This window comes from Peribacillus acanthi (assembly GCF_003073175.1).
Classification (GTDB): domain Bacteria; phylum Bacillota; class Bacilli; order Bacillales; family DSM-1321; genus Bacillus_BN; species Bacillus_BN acanthi.
The window spans coordinates 183,048-200,628 of record NZ_QBBX01000007.1 but is presented as its reverse complement, the minus strand read 5'-3'; the positions used below and the strand labels follow the sequence as shown (position 1 = coordinate 200,628).

The 17,581-nt window shown below is 36.1% G+C and carries 23 protein-coding genes; 9 read left to right on the top strand and 14 right to left on the bottom strand.

Features of this window, described 5'->3' with window-relative positions:
- Positions 1-306: 306 nt before the first annotated feature.
- From DBX25_RS09505 to fabL, 5 genes are all read right to left on the bottom strand, one after another.
- Positions 307-2,055, bottom strand: coding sequence for an ABC transporter ATP-binding protein (locus DBX25_RS09505; RefSeq protein ID WP_108670545.1), 1,749 nt, complete (start codon positions 2,053-2,055; stop codon positions 307-309).
- 89 nt (positions 2,056-2,144) lie between these two features.
- Positions 2,145-2,675 carry a nucleoside tri-diphosphate phosphatase gene (gene ntdP, locus DBX25_RS09500; RefSeq protein ID WP_108670544.1) on the bottom strand — a complete coding sequence of 177 codons (531 nt, stop codon included), beginning with the start codon at positions 2,673-2,675 and terminating at the stop codon, positions 2,145-2,147.
- A 759-nt stretch (positions 2,676-3,434) separates the two neighbouring features.
- The gene (locus DBX25_RS09495; protein WP_108670543.1) at positions 3,435-3,689 is read right to left on the bottom strand and encodes a YgaB family protein; all 255 of its coding nucleotides are present in this window, start codon (positions 3,687-3,689) and stop codon (positions 3,435-3,437) included.
- A gap of 160 nt (positions 3,690-3,849) precedes the next feature.
- Entirely contained in the window at positions 3,850-4,062 is a 213-nt protein-coding gene (locus DBX25_RS09490; RefSeq protein WP_108670542.1) for a gamma-type small acid-soluble spore protein, read from the bottom strand.
- Between the two features lie 88 nt (positions 4,063-4,150).
- Positions 4,151-4,900: an enoyl-[acyl-carrier-protein] reductase FabL gene (fabL, locus tag DBX25_RS09485; RefSeq protein ID WP_108670541.1), complete on the bottom strand. Its 750-nt coding sequence runs from the start codon at positions 4,898-4,900 to the stop codon at positions 4,151-4,153.
- A 349-nt stretch (positions 4,901-5,249) separates the two neighbouring features.
- Between fabL and DBX25_RS09480 the strand changes: the two genes are divergently transcribed.
- Positions 5,250-5,474, top strand: a complete 225-nt coding sequence (locus tag DBX25_RS09480) for a hypothetical protein (protein WP_108670540.1) — start codon at positions 5,250-5,252, stop codon at positions 5,472-5,474.
- A 43-nt stretch (positions 5,475-5,517) separates the two neighbouring features.
- Here the strand turns inward: DBX25_RS09480 and mutY are convergent, their stop codons facing one another.
- On the bottom strand, positions 5,518-6,627 hold the full coding sequence (mutY, locus tag DBX25_RS09475; RefSeq protein WP_108670539.1) for an A/G-specific adenine glycosylase: 1,110 nt from the start codon (positions 6,625-6,627) through the stop codon (positions 5,518-5,520).
- A 49-nt stretch (positions 6,628-6,676) separates the two neighbouring features.
- On the bottom strand, positions 6,677-6,988 hold the full coding sequence (locus DBX25_RS09470) for a hypothetical protein (protein ID WP_108670538.1): 312 nt from the start codon (positions 6,986-6,988) through the stop codon (positions 6,677-6,679).
- Positions 6,989-7,111: 123 nt separating this feature from the next.
- Here DBX25_RS09470 and DBX25_RS09465 point away from each other — a divergent pair, with 123 nt between their 5' ends.
- Entirely contained in the window at positions 7,112-8,092 is a 981-nt protein-coding gene (locus tag DBX25_RS09465; RefSeq protein ID WP_108670537.1) for a metal-dependent hydrolase, read from the top strand.
- 177 nt (positions 8,093-8,269) lie between these two features.
- On the opposite strand, the gene DBX25_RS09460 is transcribed toward DBX25_RS09465, so the two are convergent.
- On the bottom strand, positions 8,270-8,533 hold the full coding sequence (locus DBX25_RS09460; protein ID WP_108670536.1) for a YfhJ family protein: 264 nt from the start codon (positions 8,531-8,533) through the stop codon (positions 8,270-8,272).
- Positions 8,534-8,647: 114 nt separating this feature from the next.
- Between DBX25_RS09460 and DBX25_RS09455 the strand changes: the two genes are divergently transcribed.
- On the top strand, positions 8,648-8,803 hold the full coding sequence (locus tag DBX25_RS09455; protein WP_275898301.1) for a small, acid-soluble spore protein K: 156 nt from the start codon (positions 8,648-8,650) through the stop codon (positions 8,801-8,803).
- A gap of 37 nt (positions 8,804-8,840) precedes the next feature.
- Here DBX25_RS09455 and DBX25_RS09450 read toward each other — a convergent pair whose 3' ends face one another.
- Complete coding sequence (locus DBX25_RS09450; protein WP_108670534.1) at positions 8,841-9,164, bottom strand: YfhH family protein; 324 nt, start codon at positions 9,162-9,164, stop codon at positions 8,841-8,843.
- Positions 9,165-9,246: 82 nt separating this feature from the next.
- Between DBX25_RS09450 and DBX25_RS09445 the strand changes: the two genes are divergently transcribed.
- Complete coding sequence (locus DBX25_RS09445; RefSeq protein ID WP_108670533.1) at positions 9,247-9,921, top strand: SDR family NAD(P)-dependent oxidoreductase; 675 nt, start codon at positions 9,247-9,249, stop codon at positions 9,919-9,921.
- A gap of 25 nt (positions 9,922-9,946) precedes the next feature.
- Here DBX25_RS09445 and recX read toward each other — a convergent pair whose 3' ends face one another.
- Complete coding sequence (gene recX, locus DBX25_RS09440) at positions 9,947-10,756, bottom strand: recombination regulator RecX (protein ID WP_338066677.1); 810 nt, start codon at positions 10,754-10,756, stop codon at positions 9,947-9,949.
- Between the two features lie 93 nt (positions 10,757-10,849).
- Here recX and DBX25_RS09435 point away from each other — a divergent pair, with 93 nt between their 5' ends.
- From DBX25_RS09435 to DBX25_RS09425, 3 genes are all read left to right on the top strand, one after another.
- Positions 10,850-11,752, top strand: a complete 903-nt coding sequence (locus tag DBX25_RS09435) for a TIGR01777 family oxidoreductase (RefSeq protein ID WP_108670531.1) — start codon at positions 10,850-10,852, stop codon at positions 11,750-11,752.
- A gap of 63 nt (positions 11,753-11,815) precedes the next feature.
- The gene (locus DBX25_RS21290) at positions 11,816-11,947 is read left to right on the top strand and encodes a YfhE family protein (RefSeq protein WP_420812936.1); all 132 of its coding nucleotides are present in this window, start codon (positions 11,816-11,818) and stop codon (positions 11,945-11,947) included.
- Between the two features lie 47 nt (positions 11,948-11,994).
- Positions 11,995-12,192 (top strand): YfhD family protein, encoded by a 198-nt coding sequence (locus tag DBX25_RS09425; protein WP_108670529.1) that lies wholly within the window; start codon positions 11,995-11,997, stop codon positions 12,190-12,192.
- A gap of 47 nt (positions 12,193-12,239) precedes the next feature.
- On the opposite strand, the gene DBX25_RS09420 is transcribed toward DBX25_RS09425, so the two are convergent.
- From DBX25_RS09420 to DBX25_RS09405, 4 genes are all read right to left on the bottom strand, one after another.
- A complete protein-coding gene (locus DBX25_RS09420) occupies positions 12,240-12,740 on the bottom strand; it encodes a DoxX family protein (RefSeq protein WP_108670528.1) in 501 nt (166 codons plus the stop codon).
- 562 nt (positions 12,741-13,302) lie between these two features.
- Complete coding sequence (locus DBX25_RS09415; RefSeq protein ID WP_108670527.1) at positions 13,303-13,500, bottom strand: hypothetical protein; 198 nt, start codon at positions 13,498-13,500, stop codon at positions 13,303-13,305.
- 321 nt (positions 13,501-13,821) lie between these two features.
- Positions 13,822-14,322, bottom strand: a complete 501-nt coding sequence (locus DBX25_RS09410; RefSeq protein ID WP_108670526.1) for an NUDIX hydrolase — start codon at positions 14,320-14,322, stop codon at positions 13,822-13,824.
- A gap of 147 nt (positions 14,323-14,469) precedes the next feature.
- Positions 14,470-14,940 carry a VOC family protein gene (locus tag DBX25_RS09405; protein ID WP_108670525.1) on the bottom strand — a complete coding sequence of 157 codons (471 nt, stop codon included), beginning with the start codon at positions 14,938-14,940 and terminating at the stop codon, positions 14,470-14,472.
- 192 nt (positions 14,941-15,132) lie between these two features.
- Between DBX25_RS09405 and DBX25_RS09400 the strand changes: the two genes are divergently transcribed.
- Together DBX25_RS09400 and DBX25_RS09395 are read left to right on the top strand one after the other, a co-directional pair.
- A complete protein-coding gene (locus tag DBX25_RS09400; protein WP_108670524.1) occupies positions 15,133-15,993 on the top strand; it encodes an MBL fold metallo-hydrolase in 861 nt (286 codons plus the stop codon).
- Between the two features lie 336 nt (positions 15,994-16,329).
- Positions 16,330-17,160: a 5'-nucleotidase, lipoprotein e(P4) family gene (locus tag DBX25_RS09395; RefSeq protein ID WP_157950929.1), complete on the top strand. Its 831-nt coding sequence runs from the start codon at positions 16,330-16,332 to the stop codon at positions 17,158-17,160.
- The last annotated feature ends 421 nt before the right edge of the window (positions 17,161-17,581 follow it).

Below are 17,581 nucleotides of genomic sequence, written 5' to 3'. Positions count from 1 at the left end.
ATAATTAGTGTTTTAAAGGTTTTCTTTACCATTTTTCTTTTCTAACATAATAAGTATATGAATGGATTTTTATTTTTTGATTATGATAATTTGCTCATAATGCTTTAGTTACGTGAATTAATATTATTTTCATAATGTTTTCATAAATCTAAAGCCTCGAAAGAATTAGGCTTTTTTACCTACTTTATCCCTTTTAGGTCTATTAATTAGAATTGTGATAAAACGTTTTATTAAAGAATGAACTCTAATAGGTTGATTAAAATTCAAAAGGGTTCAAGACATTATCCGTCTCGAACCCTTTTTTCATTAACTTTCTAGTTGTTGTACTTGAAATAACCTATAATAGTGGCCTTGTTTTTTCATCAATTCTTCATGTGAACCAATTTCGGTAATTTCTCCATTTTCTATATGAACGATGCGGTCTGCATGTGTGATTGTTGATAGTCGATGGGCAACAATAAAGGTCGTTCGCTCCTTCGCTAATTTTTCCAGTGCTTCTTGAATAAGATGTTCACTTTCTAAATCCAAAGCAGACGTTGCTTCGTCCAAAACAAGGATTGGAGGATTCTTTAAAAACACTCTTGCGATTGCAACACGTTGCTTTTGACCGCCTGAGAGTTTAACTCCCCTCTCCCCAACTTTTGTATCATATCCATCTGGCAAATTCATGATAAAATCGTGTGCATTTGCTGCTTCTGCGGCAGCACGTACTTCTTCCATACTTGCTTCTGGTTTTCCTAGCAGAATATTTTCTTTAACAGAATCACTGAACAAAATATTATCTTGTAGGACCATGCCAATTTTGTCTCGAAGTGAGCGAACCTTGAAATCGCGGATATCCGTCCCATCCAACAGGATTTTCCCGCTGGTCACATCATAAAATCGAGGAATCAAACTGACAAGCGAGGATTTACCTCCCCCACTCATACCGACTAAAGCAATGGTTTCCCCTTGTTTTACATCGAGATAGAGATTTTTTAGTACTTTCTCTTCTCCTTCATTGTAGGAAAAGCTAATATGATCAAAAGTGATATCTCCTTTGACTTCTTTGCATTCCTTCGCATTTGGTTTATCTTCAATATCATACTTTTCATCAATAAATTCAAACACTCGGTCCATAGAAGCAATTGATTGTGTCATCGTAGTCGAAGAATTAACCAATCTCCGTAACGGATTATAAAGTCGATCTATATATGCGATGAAAGCAATCATTGTTCCGACTGTCATGTTCCCTTCAATCACCAAGAATGCTGAATACCCGATTACAAGCAAAGGGGCAATATCTGTAATGGTGTTCACGACTGCAAATGATTTCGCATTCCAACGTGTATGTTCCAATGCTTTAGTAAGAAAATTTTTATTTTGCTGATCGAAACGCTGCTGCTCATGATGTTCAATGGCAAAGCTCTTAATAACAGGCATGCCCTGTACTCTTTCGTGTAAATAGCTTTGAACTTCCGCTAATGCTTGGGATCTTCCTCTAGTTAACGTTCGAAGCTTCCCGAAAAAATAGCGGACAGAAAAAGCATAAAATGGGAAAAGAATTAACGAAACGATGGTAAGCTTTACATTCATTGTTGCCATGACAACAATTGCAATAATTATCGTCGCTATATCAAGCCAGAGGTTCATCAATCCAGAAATCACAAAGTTTTTTGTTTGTTCTACATCATTAATAACTCTAGAAATCACTTCACCTGCTCTAGTATTGGCATAGTACCGGAAACTAAGCTTTTGAATATGAGAAAATAGCTGATCACGAATATCATAAAGAATTTTACTGCCCGTCCATTGAGCATAATACTGACGATAATATTCTATTGGTGGTCGTAAAATGACAAACACTACTAACATAATTGCCATGACCTGCACTAGTTTTTCTTTTTTATCACCGGAGGTTAAATTATCATTGCCCACTACATCATCAATTACATATTTTATTAATAACGGAATTAGGAGTGGAATGGCAAACTTGATAACACCAATGATAACGGTGCCTATGATCTGCCATTTATAAGGTTTGACGAATGTCATATAACGTTTAATACTACTCACTATTTCGCCTCGAATCTACATTCAGAATAAATTATGTGTTTTACTCATACAAAAACCTGTTGTGAAAACAACAGGCCTTCATTTCAATTTCATCTTCGATACGTTAAGTATCGTTCATACCAAGAATCAATAAACTCCGCAGAAAAGGGTCCTTTACGTTGTCGAATCCAGAAAATCAACTTGTCCACATTTTTTTGAAGTATTTTATCAATGACTTCTGGATAATTCATCTCTTTCCGATGCCTTTCATATTCATCTTCATCCAATAAGGTAAAAGTCATATCTGGATATACCTTGATATCGAGGTCGTAATCAATATACTTTAACGCCTCACCATCATACACAAATGGAGAACTAATATTACAGTAATAATAGACTCCATCCTCACGTAACATACCGATAATATTAAACCAATACTGTGAATGAAAATAACAAATGGCAGGTTCTCTTGTAATCCAAGTTCTTCCATCGGACTCGGTTACCATCGTTCGATCATTGGCTGCAATTACAAGGTTTTGGGTTCCTTTTAATACGGTGGTTTCTTCCCAGATTCGATGGATATGACCATTATGCTTATAACTATGGATTTGTATTCTTTCTCCTTCGATGGGAATACCCATTCTTCTCCCCTACTTTCAACGAAAAGCGTATCCTCCTATTCATAGACCTGACAGACATAAGATGACTACCAAGTAGACTACTGACTACATAGCGGGTTGCTTATACATTGGACCGACCAAGTTTATGTTCTATAAGAACGTTGGTAAAAATATATCCTATGCATCTGGGCTAGGTGTAGAAGCTATACACTGTTCAAAGTACAGATGAGGTTATTTAATACCACACCTGTCAAGTTCACCATTTTTTTATTAGCTTTTGTTTGTATATTACCTTATTATAGCGATTAAAAAGAAAATTTAAAACAAAAGAGATGGAAAATCATAGCTTTCTCAGAAATTCTAGCGCTATTAATAACAATCCGTGTAAAAAGAGTCATTAGAAAACGTGGATAACACCTAGCCTTAGGCTAGAAATGGCCATGTTGCACTAATATTTCATTCCTAAAATTGTCCACTACTTAGACTTATTTCTTTTCTACCAATATGTAATTTTTTTAAGTAAGGCTCTTTTAAATTTTTCTGTTGATTTTCGTTTCAGTCTCTTGCTTTCCGGGGGCGTTCGCCTGTAACGCTAATCCCCAAGGAGTCAAGCATCTTCCACTTCAATCAACAATTAGCTAAAAATCAAGGATTTTAACACACCCAAAGTATAAAAAAAAGACCCTCATGAGAGCGCCTTAAAAAATCGTTTATTTTACTTTCATTTCAACAACGTGTTTCCGGATGAAACATAAAGAATATATAGTCTAACTATGTACATTATACGGTAGCAGGAAGTTGCGACTGATACGAACGAATTACTTCTTCAGTCTGTTTCTCGAATAATCGTTGGATATCCAATAGTTCATCTTTCATTTTAGATATTTCTTCTTGGACAGAAAGCAATTCGCTTTGTTCTTTCAATGCATTTAATTGACTCTCTACTTCTTGGCAACGTTCAATTTCGGATTGTATAAATAAGAGCTTGTCCATCGTTTTTAATTGTTCTCCAACAAGCAGATTGAATTCGTTCATAGAAATGCCTCCTCCGATTATGTTCATTATACTATTCAAATTCGCGTTTCCATTTCTTTATCCTTTGACTAATAATGTAGACTTAATAGAAGTTTTGTCGAATCCTATGAAAAGTAAAAGACGCCCTATTCGCGAAATGGGCGCCTTTTACTTTAAGATATTATTGTTGTTGGTTGTTTTGAGCACCGTATTGTCCAGAAGCTTGTGCTTTACGAGCCTCTGCCTGTTGGTTAGCTTGTTTCACTGCTTGTACGTCTGTTTCACTTGCGAACTCAGTGCCATATTGACCTTGAGCTGAAGCAGCATTTTGTTGCTTCACTTTTTGAACGTTTGTACCAGCTTGTGGTGTTTTGTTGTAGTTGTTGTTTGCCATTGTAATCACCTCCACGAATATTAATTTAACCAGGAGGTGTTTTTACTATCCGATAAGTTTTTAAGAAATTTTTACCAGAGAACTAACTTTATACTAGCAAAGAGATTCCACCATCAACGATAATCGTTTGTCCCCGGATCATACTTGACTGCTCTGAAATTAAGAACATGATGGTATTTACCATATCTTCGATTTCAACCATTCTTCCTGCAGGAGTTTGACTTGCAGCACTCGCCAGTAATTCTTCTCTATTTGGAAAATGCTTTAATGCATCGGTATCAATAGCTCCACCAGAAACTGCATTGACTGTGATGTTTTTAGGTGCCAGTTCCACTGCCAGATAACGAGTCAAGGACTCCAAAGCTGCTTTTGACACTCCTACTGTTGTGTAATTTTCTAGGTAACGAATTGAACCAAGGGAACTAATACTTACCATTTTGCCTCCACCAGAAACTTCCATTAACTTTGCAGCTTCTTGAGCACAAAATAAGAAAGCTTTGCTATTGATTCCCATCGTCCACTCCCAATGAGATTCCTCAAGCTCCATAGCGGGACGTAGAACACCGGACGCAGCATTGCTAACAAAAACATCTAAACGACCATAGTGTTCCTTTATTTGTTCGAACATTGATTTTATTTTACTTACATCTCCTACATTGGCTTTGACAAGTAATACTTTTCGGCCTAAAGCTTCTATTTCAGCAGCAACCTCAGCAGCCGCTGATCTGCTCCTTGCATAGTTAATTACTAGATCGTATCCTTCTTTTGCTAAGCGTATTGCCGTTGCTCGTCCTATTCCTCTACTGCTTCCTGTTACTAAAGCTACTTTTTGACTCATATTCTTTACTTCCTTTCTCTGTATGAATAAGGTTTTGATTCTAAAAGAAAAATAATAAAGTGAGACTTCTATCAGTGGAGTTTTTTCTCTTTAACTGATGGTTAGTCCCGTTCTACTGTCGTAATATCTCTGATAACGCTTTGAACAATCGCCAGTACAAACACGATTGATTCAACTATACCTCCCGAAATCCCTAGGAGGTAAGTTTCACTGCATCTCAACAATCGGGCTTTTACGGAAAGGATCCCCCTGTTCTTGAAACTTCTGAAGTAGGGAACTTATTGTCCGCTCATGTGGGATAAGTAAGCTGGTCACTTTGATGGTACCCATTCCATAAGGAGGTTTTAGTATGTATGTAGGTAGAGACATGACTGAGCTTTCCATGACGCCAAAGAATAAATGGAAAGATAGCGAATTAGCTTTCTTCCACCACTCTCTTCAACAAATGGTACCTTATTTGAATTCAGAAGGACAGTCCATCCACCAAGAAATCATTGAAGAAATTGAAAATCGTGGCGGATTGAAGAGAAATGAAGCAGATTATACTCATGGTACAGAAATAAGCTACGACTAAATGATAATATGTCAAAAGGATGACCCATTTCATTCGGTCATCCTTACTTATTTTCCAAGTATGCAGCGTACATTTTTTGGAACGGGACCGGAAATGCTAATCCTTTTATTTCTTCTTGATCGACCCATTTCAATCTATTGGTATCTAACACTTCACTACTAATTTTGTCCACGACAATCCCAACATATAAGTCGACCTTCCATACAAGATGAGAAAAAACATGTTCTATTTTAGTAATGGGTACACCCAGTTCAAGTTCAGCCTCATATACTTTTCTGAACTCATCCTTAAAAAAGTCCCTATTGGAAACTATTTTTGTACTGTACGAAAAAGTTGGGAACTCCCACAGATTCGCCAATAATCCTGTAGAAGGTCTTTTTCTAACAAGAACCTTTCCTTCTTTATTGGTTAAAATAGCCGCTACCATATTAACAGTTTTAGATGATTTTTTCTGATTTTTAACGGGTAGCTCTGACTGCACACCTTCTTTAAAAGCAGTACAATGCTCTCTAACTGGACATAATAGACAAGAAGGCGTACCTGGTGTACAAATCAAAGCTCCTAATTCCATTAATGCTTGATTAAAATGGGAGGTATTATGTTTAGCAATTAGTTCTCGAACAGCGTATTCAAAGATCTTCCTCGTTTTAGGCTTGGCAATGTCTTCTTTAATTAATAGAATTCTTGACAGCACCCTCATTACATTTCCGTCGACTGCTGGTTCTGGCTTTCCATAAGCAATGCTCAATATAGCACCAGCAGTATAAGGTCCCACACCTTTTAATTTTGAAATCTCTTCCAGTGTGTCAGGAACTTTCCCACCGTAACTTTCTTGAACTTCTTTTACAGCTGCGTGTAGGTTTCGCACTCTTGAATAATACCCAAGTCCTTCCCATGCTTTTAAAATCTTATCTTCTTCCGCTTTAGAAAAATCCTCCATTGTAGGGAACCACGTCAGAAATCTTTCAAAATACGGAATTACAGTATCAACACGGGTTTGTTGGAGCATGATTTCGGATACCCATACTTTATATGGATCTCGATCTTTTCTCCAAGGTAAATCTCGGTGTTCCTTTTCAAACCAATCCAATAAATCGTTTTGAAATAAGGTTTTATCTATTGCATTTAAAGCATCTATTTTATTTTTTTCCAATGTTGTGCCTCCAAGATGTTAATTAACCTTTCTTTTAGGGAATATAGTATTATGATTGTTTGCTTTGCACAAGTGCACGGCACGAAATTTGATCAGCGCCACCACTTACAATCCGATGTAATTTACCGAAAACTGTATGATTTTTATTTTTGTGGATTCTTTTTATTGCATGAAAATGAGATTCAGTAGGAACAGTAAAAATTTCCATAAATTGATCTTGTTTTTCTGTTTTATAACATTCAATGGATTGTGCTTCAAAATGTTCTAAAGCTTCAACAATTTGCTTAATCAGCATTTGATATTGTGGAATTGCAGACTCTTCAATTGTATACTCCACATAAATTTTAATTTGTTTATTCATGGTTTTCCTCCATTGTAATCTGTGTAAATGGAAAAGCAAAATAAAGAATTCAAAGCTATAGTTCTTTTGGGCACACTAAAAACAAAATACTTCTTATCATGTTATAAGAAAGGAGGTGGAGCGTTGGATACTGGGACACATTTAGTTATGGGGATAGGTCTAGGCGCATTGGCGACCTTGGATCCTGTTGTTGTTCAAAGTCCAGTAACAGCACAGGCTGTAATGCTTGGAACAATCATTGGCTCACAAGCACCAGATATCGATACCGTATTAAAATTAAGGAATAATGCGGTTTACATCCGACATCATAGAGGAATAACTCATTCCATCCCAGCTGTGTTACTCTGGCCTATTTTCATTACTGCAGTTCTTTTTGTTTTCCATCAGGAATCAAATATCCTACATTTATGGATTTGGACATTTCTTGCAGTATTCCTCCATGTATTTGTCGACATTTTCAATGCATATGGGACACAGGCATTACGTCCGATTTCCCCGAAATGGGTCGCATTAGGGGTTATTAACACGTTTGATGCGTTTATTTTTGGGATTCATGTCGCAGGTTTGATTCTTTGGGGATTCGGCGCACCACCAGGTTATACCTTTGTTGGAGTGTATATTACAATGTTCTTCTATTATTTAATACGCTTTAGAGAACGAAGGTTGGTTAAAGAAGCCGTCTTAAGAGAAATTCCCGATGCTAGAAAAATCATTCTTTCCCCTACCATGAAGTTCGATAAATGGAGGATTGCGGTTACAACCGAAAACTTTTTCTATGTGGCTAGAGCAGCTGGTCATTATATTACCATCTTAGATAAATTCGAACGAGTGCCGCTTCCAGATAACGAAGTATTAGACATTGCTAAGCATGATAAAAATCTTGCAGCTTTTCTATCTTTCTCTCCTGTATACAGATGGGAAATCGCGGAAAATGAAGAGCATTATGAAGTGAGATTTATCGATTTGCGTTACCGTAGTAATGGATATTATCCATTTGTAGCGGTAGTCCATCTTGATTCCGATTTAAACATTACTTCTTCTTATACCGGATGGATTTTCAGCGAAGATAAATTGAAGAAAAAACTAAAACTCATTAATGTTTAAAGTGAAATTTCCATCATAGGGGTTTCATGATGGTTAGTTGATCCATTAGGGCTTTTACGAAAATGATTCCCACCTAAATGACTCGTGACTCGTTTCCTTAAAACTTAGAGGTGGGGGGCTTACTGCAGGCATATTCGGGATAAATAAAAAAGGAAGTGGGATGACCCCATTTCCTTTTCACTTTTTTGTACCCTCATTTAGAAAATGTTGATATTTAGGGTTATTCCCTGCGAATTCATGTAGGTATGGACCATAATTTTCTATCCATTGCCTTACTACCCTTTCAGTACGTTCTTTGCCACCATATTCATAACCTGCTTTTGCATAGGTTGACTCAAAATCTTCCCAGAGCAATTCAACCCAGGTAAGTGCTTTTTCATTTGTAATATTCTTATTTTTTTCAGCTAGAAGCCGTGCTAGTGGTTCAAAAATTTCTTTCATGAAATCCACCTTCCTTGCCATTATTTGAACTAATTAGTCTTGTGTGTTTTGAGCCATAATAAAAGTACGCGACTTACCGCGTAAACAATCATTTCGTTTGAGGAGGAGATTATTTTGGCAGACAAAATTCCTAAGCAGCACGGAAATAAATTCGAGGGTGAACCAAGAGCGAAAGCAGAATATGCTTCAAAGCGCGCTAATGGTACCATCAATACTCATCCACAAGAACGAATGAGAGCCTCCAGCCAACGGGAATCAGATAGCCTATAATATACTTCTCGTGAAGGGACTCGGGTAAATCCCGAGTCTATTTCTGTTCTTTTACTTGAAGCATTGAAATAGGAAGGGCTTCTTCAGAACCATCTCCACCAAGTCTATAACCCCAAGCAAATACACCGTTTAAATAGTCAACCTTAAAATATGAACCTGGGGCACCTTCTATTGGATAAATTTCGCCTTTTTTAAAATTATCTGGATTGAGTAAATATGCTTTTGCCATGATAGCTTTACGCTCTAAAACAGCAAATTCATTTACCATCCCCATCTGCTCTGCCTTACGTGCTTTTTCGTGAAGAGCAGCAATTTCTTGTTGTAATTCATATGAACTCATTTGACTATATCTTTTTTCCATTCTTTACTGCACCTCGACTTTATGTGTACGATTAATAGCATAACAAAATTTTTGGCAGATTAACATCTAGAGGAGGTTGAATATGAAAGCAGTACTCATTACAGGTGGCGGATCTGGCCTTGGGAAAGAGGTAGCCTTTCTGTTTGCTAAACAAGGATATCATATAATTCTAACTGGCAGAAACGAGGATAAACTGGAAAATGTCAAATCGGAAATTTCAGCATCTGGTGGAAAGTCTTCCATCCATATTCTTGATATTAGGAAATCAAATGACATTGTCTCTCTTAAGAACCACATTCAAAAGGATTATGATTTAGAAATATTGATAAATAATGCTGGTATTGGTTTTTTTGGTCCAATCGAAGAAATAGATGACAAGCAAATTATCGCAATGTTAGAAACAAATGTATTAGGGACTATCTTAATGACAAAGACCTTTCTTCCACTATTAAAAAAGCAGCAATCCACCATTATTCAAATTATCTCAACTGCTGGATTGCGAGGAAAAGTAAATGAAACAGTTTATTGCGCCAGTAAATTTGCAGTTCGTGGATTTTCAGAGGGCTTACAACAAGAATTGGATGGCACAAGTGTAAAGATAGTCAATGTATACATGGGAGGAATGGATACTCCATTTTGGGATGAATCAGACCATATTGCAGATAAAACGAGACTACGATCTCCAAAAGAAATTGCGGAATTGATATCAAATCAATACAAAACTACAAAGGAAATCATCATTGAAAGCAAAAAATGACAGAAGGATTTTTCCTCTGTCATTTTCAATCCTCATTTAAGTATTTTTGTATGATATCTATAGAAAATCCTTTACGATACAAAGCAGCTTTCATTTTTTGCATATAGTCGTACCCTTCGTACTTTGAATATTTCTTTTTTAATTTTTCACCTTGAGACACAAGATTTTGCCACTCAAGATCTTCATTTTCTTTAGGGAAACTCTCTTCTAATGCCTTTTGGATAATTATTCTTTGATAGCCCTTCACGGTTAGTTGTTGCTCTACCTTCATTCGATATTGAACCATTGATTGCTTGTTAGGTTTTTTATTCAATTTTTCCAAAAGGTCAATAGCATGCTGTAATTGAAGGTCTGGTGAATATTGATCTAATGCTTGTTCGAGCATTTCCCCTTTAATGCCTTTTTCCTGCAATTCATTTTTAATAACAATAGGTCCTTTTTTAGTGGTATTTATTTGTGTCCGAACATAAGCTAATGCAAATTCAAGGTCATTTAAATAACCCTGTCCTGCTAGTTTATGGATGACCTCTTGAATAACAGGAGATTCAACTTCCTTTTCAAGAAGATGCTGACGAATTTCCTGTTCAGAACGCATTCGAACAGATAAATAATGTATAGCTTTGGAATAAGCTTTTTGAATACTTTCTCGATATCCAAGCTCACTTAACTCAAATTCATCAACTTCCATGCCCTTTTTTAAGCCAAGTTGAATTAATGTATCTTCACTTACACTAAAGCCATATTCTTCTCCATTGCCTTTATCAATATATATATTGTATCGATCTTTTAATTTTTTCTGGACAGCTATCTTAGTGATGATTGCCAATAGTCTCACCTCACTATATAATGTAGCACATTTTAAAAAAGGGTTCTTTCCTAACGATATAGAACTAGGTAAATAATATGGATTCAAGGAGGATGACTTCCAATGAAAGTAGCCATAGCTGGTGGTAGTGGATTTGTTGGTAAAAAGTTAACAGAGCATCTTATTTCTCAAAACCATGAAGTAATCATATTAACGCGGCAGGAAAAAAAGTCTAATGAAGCTAATGTTACATTTGTGAAATGGCTAAGTTCCGATTCCTTCCCTGCAGAACAACTTGAAGGGGTAGATGTTTTCATAAACTTAGCTGGGGAGTCGATTAACAGTGGTAGATGGACTGAAGAGAGGAAAAAAAGAATCCTCGATAGTAGAATTACAGCAACTGCCGAAATTAACAACATCATTATCTCTCTTAAAAAGAAACCCGAAGTGTTGATTAACGCAAGCGCGATTGGGTGGTATGGAACGTCTACAACTGAGGTATTTACCGAATCACATCTCCATTCAGGAGACGATTTTCTTGCCAATACCGTAAAACGATGGGAAGAGGAAGCAATAATAGCTGAAACGTATGGAGTTCGCGTTGCCTTCATGCGTTTTGGAATCATTTTAGGAAAAGAAGAAGGTGCCCTACCGAAAATGGTACTTCCATATAGATTGTTTGCCGGTGGTCCAATAGGGCAAGGGGATCAATGGATGAGTTGGATTCATATAGAAGATGTAGCTCGAGCTATCGAGTTTATTATTCTCACTAAAGATATCAATGGACCTGTGAATATAACTGCTCCTACCCCCGTCAAGATGGATGAATTTGGTCGAGTATTAGGAAATGTACTTCATAGACCTCATTGGTTGCCTACGCCTGGTTTGTTATTAAAGGCAATTCTTGGTGAGATGAGCATTCTCGTTTTAGAAGGACAGAAGGTATATCCAAAAAAGCTTATAAACCATTCTTTCGAATACAAATATCCAATATTAAAAGATGCATTAACTGATCTTTTAATCTAATTAAAACTTTTAAGTATGTTTTTTATCCTCCTGGAAAAAATGGATAGTAGTTCTGATGAAGGAGTGATAAATTTGGAAAAGAAAAAAGCTGAAAAAATGAAACGAACGCTAACAAGTACTCAAGAGGTCACTTATCAACATGAATTTAAAATGGCAGATCGTGCTGGTGGATATACTAAAAAGACCATACGATAAGATTTACTCTTTCCATACATAGCACTTTCCCTCTCAGTAGAAACTATATGAGGAAGCCTTCTTCCAAATATTCTACCGGGGTGAGTACAGTGGAAAAAAATAAAATATCTAAGACACATGCTGCAGAGAACTTCAAAAGTGACGGTATTGATGTAGAGTATTCAGCAGAATTAGCTGATCAAGACGATTTAGAAGCACAAGCCCGTTCAAAAGCAGCAGACGAAAGAGCTAAAAGACGTAAATAACTACTAGAGGGTGACTCATTAATATGAGCCACCCTCTTTTTCGTACATCATGCCACTCGTTTTGAGTTAATTTCATTTTTTCCGATATGATTTTTCAAATATGGCACTATCCATCTATCTAATCCGAATCGATAAGCTCCTGCCCCTACAAATAATAATATAATAGCAACAGTGTATAGCATAGGATTCGTACTAGTCGTACCAGCTAATAAGAAATTTAAATTCATGAAAGCACCGGCAAGTAATGCTGGAATCGTAGCAGCTCCTAAGATTAGTCCAATACCGACTAGAACTTCACCCCATGCAACCAAGAAACTAAACAATTCCGCGTTAGGTAAAGCAAAATTTTCTAGAAACGCTGCATACCATCCTTGTACTGCCGGATGTTCACCAGTTGCTTTAGCAATCGCACCTTTCATAAATCCACCTGAGTCGAATTCCCCAGTCACTTTGCCCCATCCTGCTTTTAACCATTCAATCCCTAGCCAAACTCTTAATATAGTCCAAATTGTTGTAGCCAACGGTCCATTCTTCCAGTTTGTACTCATAACACTCATCTCCTAAGTTAAAAATAGATTAATGAAGTTTGTGATTGTTTTCACAATTTCAAGTAAAAAAATTTCTAATGATTTTTGAAGATTGCCATCTGTGTTAGTGAAGATAGAGTGAACTGTACTAGTACGATAATTATGGATAAATTTTCTATATCTTCTACAATTTCATCATACTCTTATAAAATGCTTATTGCAACGGACTTCACAATATCTTCACAATATTCCTCCCGATTAATTGGAGCATAAGCTTGTCTCATTTCACCTTTCATTTAAAGGAATACAGTTATTCATATCCACATACTAGACTTTTTTCATATAAGTTATCAACAGATTTTATCCACAATTATGTGAATTATGTGAATAATTTAGATAAATTGAGTCGTATGAACTAATTTTTATCCACAAGTTAAGTTAATGAGTTATCCACAATTTCTAGTCAAATTGTTAATAAACTTCCAAATTTCTTATTTATTAATACTTGATATGTGGATAAACCTGTTGATAACCACACTGACTTTCAAAAAAAATACACACCTTTAAAGTGTGTATGGACAAATCAAGATTTATTATGGATTATCGGGGAGATCGACTCTACTTGAACCCACTGGGGCTTAATCCGATATTCTTGCGCTTTTTGTGAAATAAGCTTTTGAATGGCTTCCTTTTCAGTTTTTGCTTGAAGTAAACTTCTTCCTGTAAGTGTACTACCGTCTTCTACTGTTGCATACCAAACAATTCGATATTCTATACCCACAGATTAGTTCACCTCTAACTTTATATTCTCATTAGTAAACTTTAAATGAATATTAGTCAAATTAGAACGTGTATTTTATACCAATTTATTAATGTCTTGGCTCTGTTGATCTTGCCTTTTCTTTTCCGTTCCAGACGCTTGCTTTTTCGGTGGCCGTTAGTCGAGCATCCTCGTCGATTGCGCTCCTTAGGGGTCTTGCCTATAACGCTAATCCCCAGGAGTTAAGCGTCTTTCACCCCAATCAACAAACTACTAAAAATCAACAATGAACTTTAATACAACCAATGCTTTAAAGATTCTTATGATAGGTTATGTTAAATATTAATGCCCTTTACTTTCAATAAATCTAAATAAATCATTCAGATAAAAATAGTTAATAAAAATCTTCTGATTAACCATATCTTTAATTTCCTGGATGCTAGCCCATCTCAATTCACTAACTTCTTCAACCTGCATAGTACAATCATTAATTTCAAAATCCTGCTTTATCAACCATACATCACAAATATTGTCCTTTCTAGTAACAGTAAAAGCCACTTCTGCATTTTCCATATCTGCTTGAATACCAATCTCTTCATACATTTCTCGAGTACATGCGGTATAGCTATCATCACCTGCTACTGCAGATCCTCCAGTCATTGCCCACATATTAGGACGCAATTGCATAGTAGCTGCTCGCTTTTGAATCAATAAATTCCCCTTACTATTTAAAATCCAAATATGGACGACAAGATGATATTCTCCCTCCTCTAGCTTTTCTCCCCTCACAATCGTCTTACCTGTCTTTTCTCGATTCATATTATAAATATCCCAAATCTCCATTTTTACCTCCTAACCAATACTCAAATTATTGTGGTTATTTTATTCATAAGAGTAAAGTTAAATTACACTAAAAACAAGAAAGTTTACGGTAATTACAAAATACTAAAAACACTACCTCACTAGGAGAGGTAGTGCCATTTTTGTCTATTAATTTATATCAGTTTTCTGTACTGCTTCTTTCCATTTACTCAGATGAATGGCACCTAACTTAGGTTTTGGCACTCCATTTAGAGCGGTAATATATTCTAAGGAATTCCCATCAATATCCTTAAAGTAATAACTAGCAGAAGGCATCCAAGTATGAACAATCGGCTCGCTAGTGTCCAGACCAAAATCAGGTCTTAATTCAATTCCCTTTTTCATTAAGTAATCAGGAACATTTAATAATTCTTCATAAGACACGTAAAAAGCGAAATGTGAAGGGACAAATTTATCTTCAGGAACCTCCCATACTCCCAACATCTGTTCTTTTATTGCGGGATCCCCTAGCCAAAAGAAAGCAGCTCGACGTTCTTTGAGAAAGTATGCTAATTCTAAATCTAGATTTTGATAAAATGCCACTGCTTCCTCAAGGTTCTTCGTTTTCACATGAGTTTCAAAAAGTTTAGCGTTTTTCATTTTTTAATTCTCCTCAATTGTTTATTGTTCTTATCCTAATTTTATTTCAAGATTAGAATTACTAAATCAGAACGTTGACCGAATTGAGAGTACGCCATTAGTCGTAGAATTTTAAAATTGTTCACTTAGTAAAGGAAAATTGAACTTTTCTATCGAATGGCATATACAGGTTATTTTAAGGAGGAAGTTTTTTTGCAAACTTTAGAGAGAATTACAGATAGATTTTGGTATCAAACACCAGTATCAGAAACCGATCGTCCCATTCTTGGGGTTGTAATAGGGGATAATCAAACATTAATGATTGATGCTGGGAATTCAGAAGCTCATGCAAATTACTTTTTAGATGAACTTTCAAATCATAACCTTCCTAAGCCAACTTTAGTTGCCATCACTCATTGGCATTGGGATCATATATTTGGAATGTCAGCTTTACAATTCCCATCGATTTCATCTATACATACAAAAGTAGAAATGGAGAAAATGCTCCAATATTCATGGACTGATGAGGCTATAGAAGAGAGGGTTAGAGAAGGAGTAGAAATTGAATTTTGTGCGAATGCGATTAAGGAGGAATTTGAGAATAATCGTAACATTTCAATCTCATTACCTACCATCACATTTAGTGACCGTATAGAAATTGATCTAGGTGGAGTAACCTGTATTTTGCAACATGTAGGTGGCGACCACTCAACAGATTCTATAGTTGTTTATGTGAAAGAGGAAAAAATCCTTTTTTTAGCTGATAGCATTTATCCTAATATATATATGAAAAAGAGAAACTATACGATTAAAAACGTCCTTTTATTGTTAGACATACTAGAGATCTTTGATGCGGAAACCTACATCTTATCTCATTGGAAACCCATTTCTAAAGAAGAATATGATGCAGAAGCCCATTTATTAAGAACGTCAGCAACATTGACTGAATCATTCCAAGGAGAATTTAAACAAATGAAAGAAGCTTTAGAATCAAAAGTTGCACGTTCATTAACTGAAGATGAAATAGAGACGCTGGAATACTTTGCTAATGGATTTGAATTGCAAGTGAAATAACTCTTTCATTAGGTACCTGAAATTTTGGGTACCTTTTTTTGTTTGATTAAATACTGCAATAAATTAAGAAGCCTTCAACTCTTCTTTTTCAAAATATAACTTAGTAACTTCCTAGCTTTTTTCAGCATAAGAAAGGCATTCAAGTATGGAGTTCTGCCCGTTTTTCACATCCTTTTCATTTCTCCTCCCTTTTTACAAGCAGCTTCGAACAACAAGAGATTTATCAACCACGAATATTTTTAAAACAGGAGCTTATCCTAATCATGTTTAGGTTCAAATCTACAAATGTAAATGCATGAAGAATTTCATCAATATTTTTTTACTAAGGAGGGCATCATGAAAAAATCAATTTTAGCAACTGCTTTTGCCACGACTCTAACTATTGGATCATTGGCCGGTATTAGTATTGGTAAAGCAGAATTAGCAAAAAGTACCCAAGAGCATCTTGTTGCGTCAACCAACTGGTTCCAAACGTCTGCGGAAAACAAAGCATTACAAATCCAAATTTACAATCAAGCAAAAGAAGAGTTGGCTGAAATAATTGCTGATAAGAAAAAGAAGGATAAGCAAGCTAAAAAGAAGGGTTTACATCCTGCAGTTGTACTTGATCTCGATGAAACTGTATTAGACAATTCCCCCCACACAGCTTGGGCGATTAAGAATAATGCTGCTTATCCAGCAGGATGGGCGGATTGGGTCAAAATGGCCAAAGCTGACCTCATTCCAGGCGCAAAAGATTTCTTACTTGCAGCTGATAAGATGGGCGTAGAAATTTTCTATGTTTCAAATCGAACCGTAGAAGAGAAGGAAGATACAATGAAAAATTTAAAACTTCATGGCCTTCCTAATGTTGATGATAAACATTTATTATTGAAAGCTACAACTTCGCAAAAAGGACCTAGACAAGCCGAAATCTCCAAGACGAATGAAATTGTGATGCTTATTGGGGATAATGCAAATGACCTTTCTGATATTTTCTACAAAGCTGACCTTAAAACACGATTTGAAAATGTGGATAAAATTGCTGGAGAACTAGGTACAAAATATATTCAGCTGCCAAACCCGATGTATGGAGATTGGGAAGGAGCTATTTACAATTATAAATTCGATAAAACAGACGACCAAAAAACGATGGATCGCTATAATGTTTTAAAACCAATGAAATAAAATTATCCACGCCTAAAGTATACATCAAATAAAAAACCTCCTTATATTTGGAGGTTTTTTATTTCAAATTGTCGACAAAAGACATCGAGAGGCCTCCCTCTCGATGTCTTTTGTCATTTTTGGATAGGATTCCGGTTAAAATACGTTGATTTCCGCTCCAGGCACTTGCTTTCCGGGGGGCAGGCGGTGAGCTTCCTCGTCGCTAACGCTCCTGCGGGATCTCACCTGTCCTGCTAATCCCCCAGGAGTCAAGCGTCTTCCACTCCAATCAACTAGTTTGGCTCACACTCAACAGGTTGCCAAGTCCAAGTTGTCATTTTCTTTACATTCATGGCATCAAACGTAAGCATCGCCTGCATAGACAATTTTTGAGACCTCGAAAGGTTGTCTATCGCATACCATGCTTTTCTTTCGCATCTAC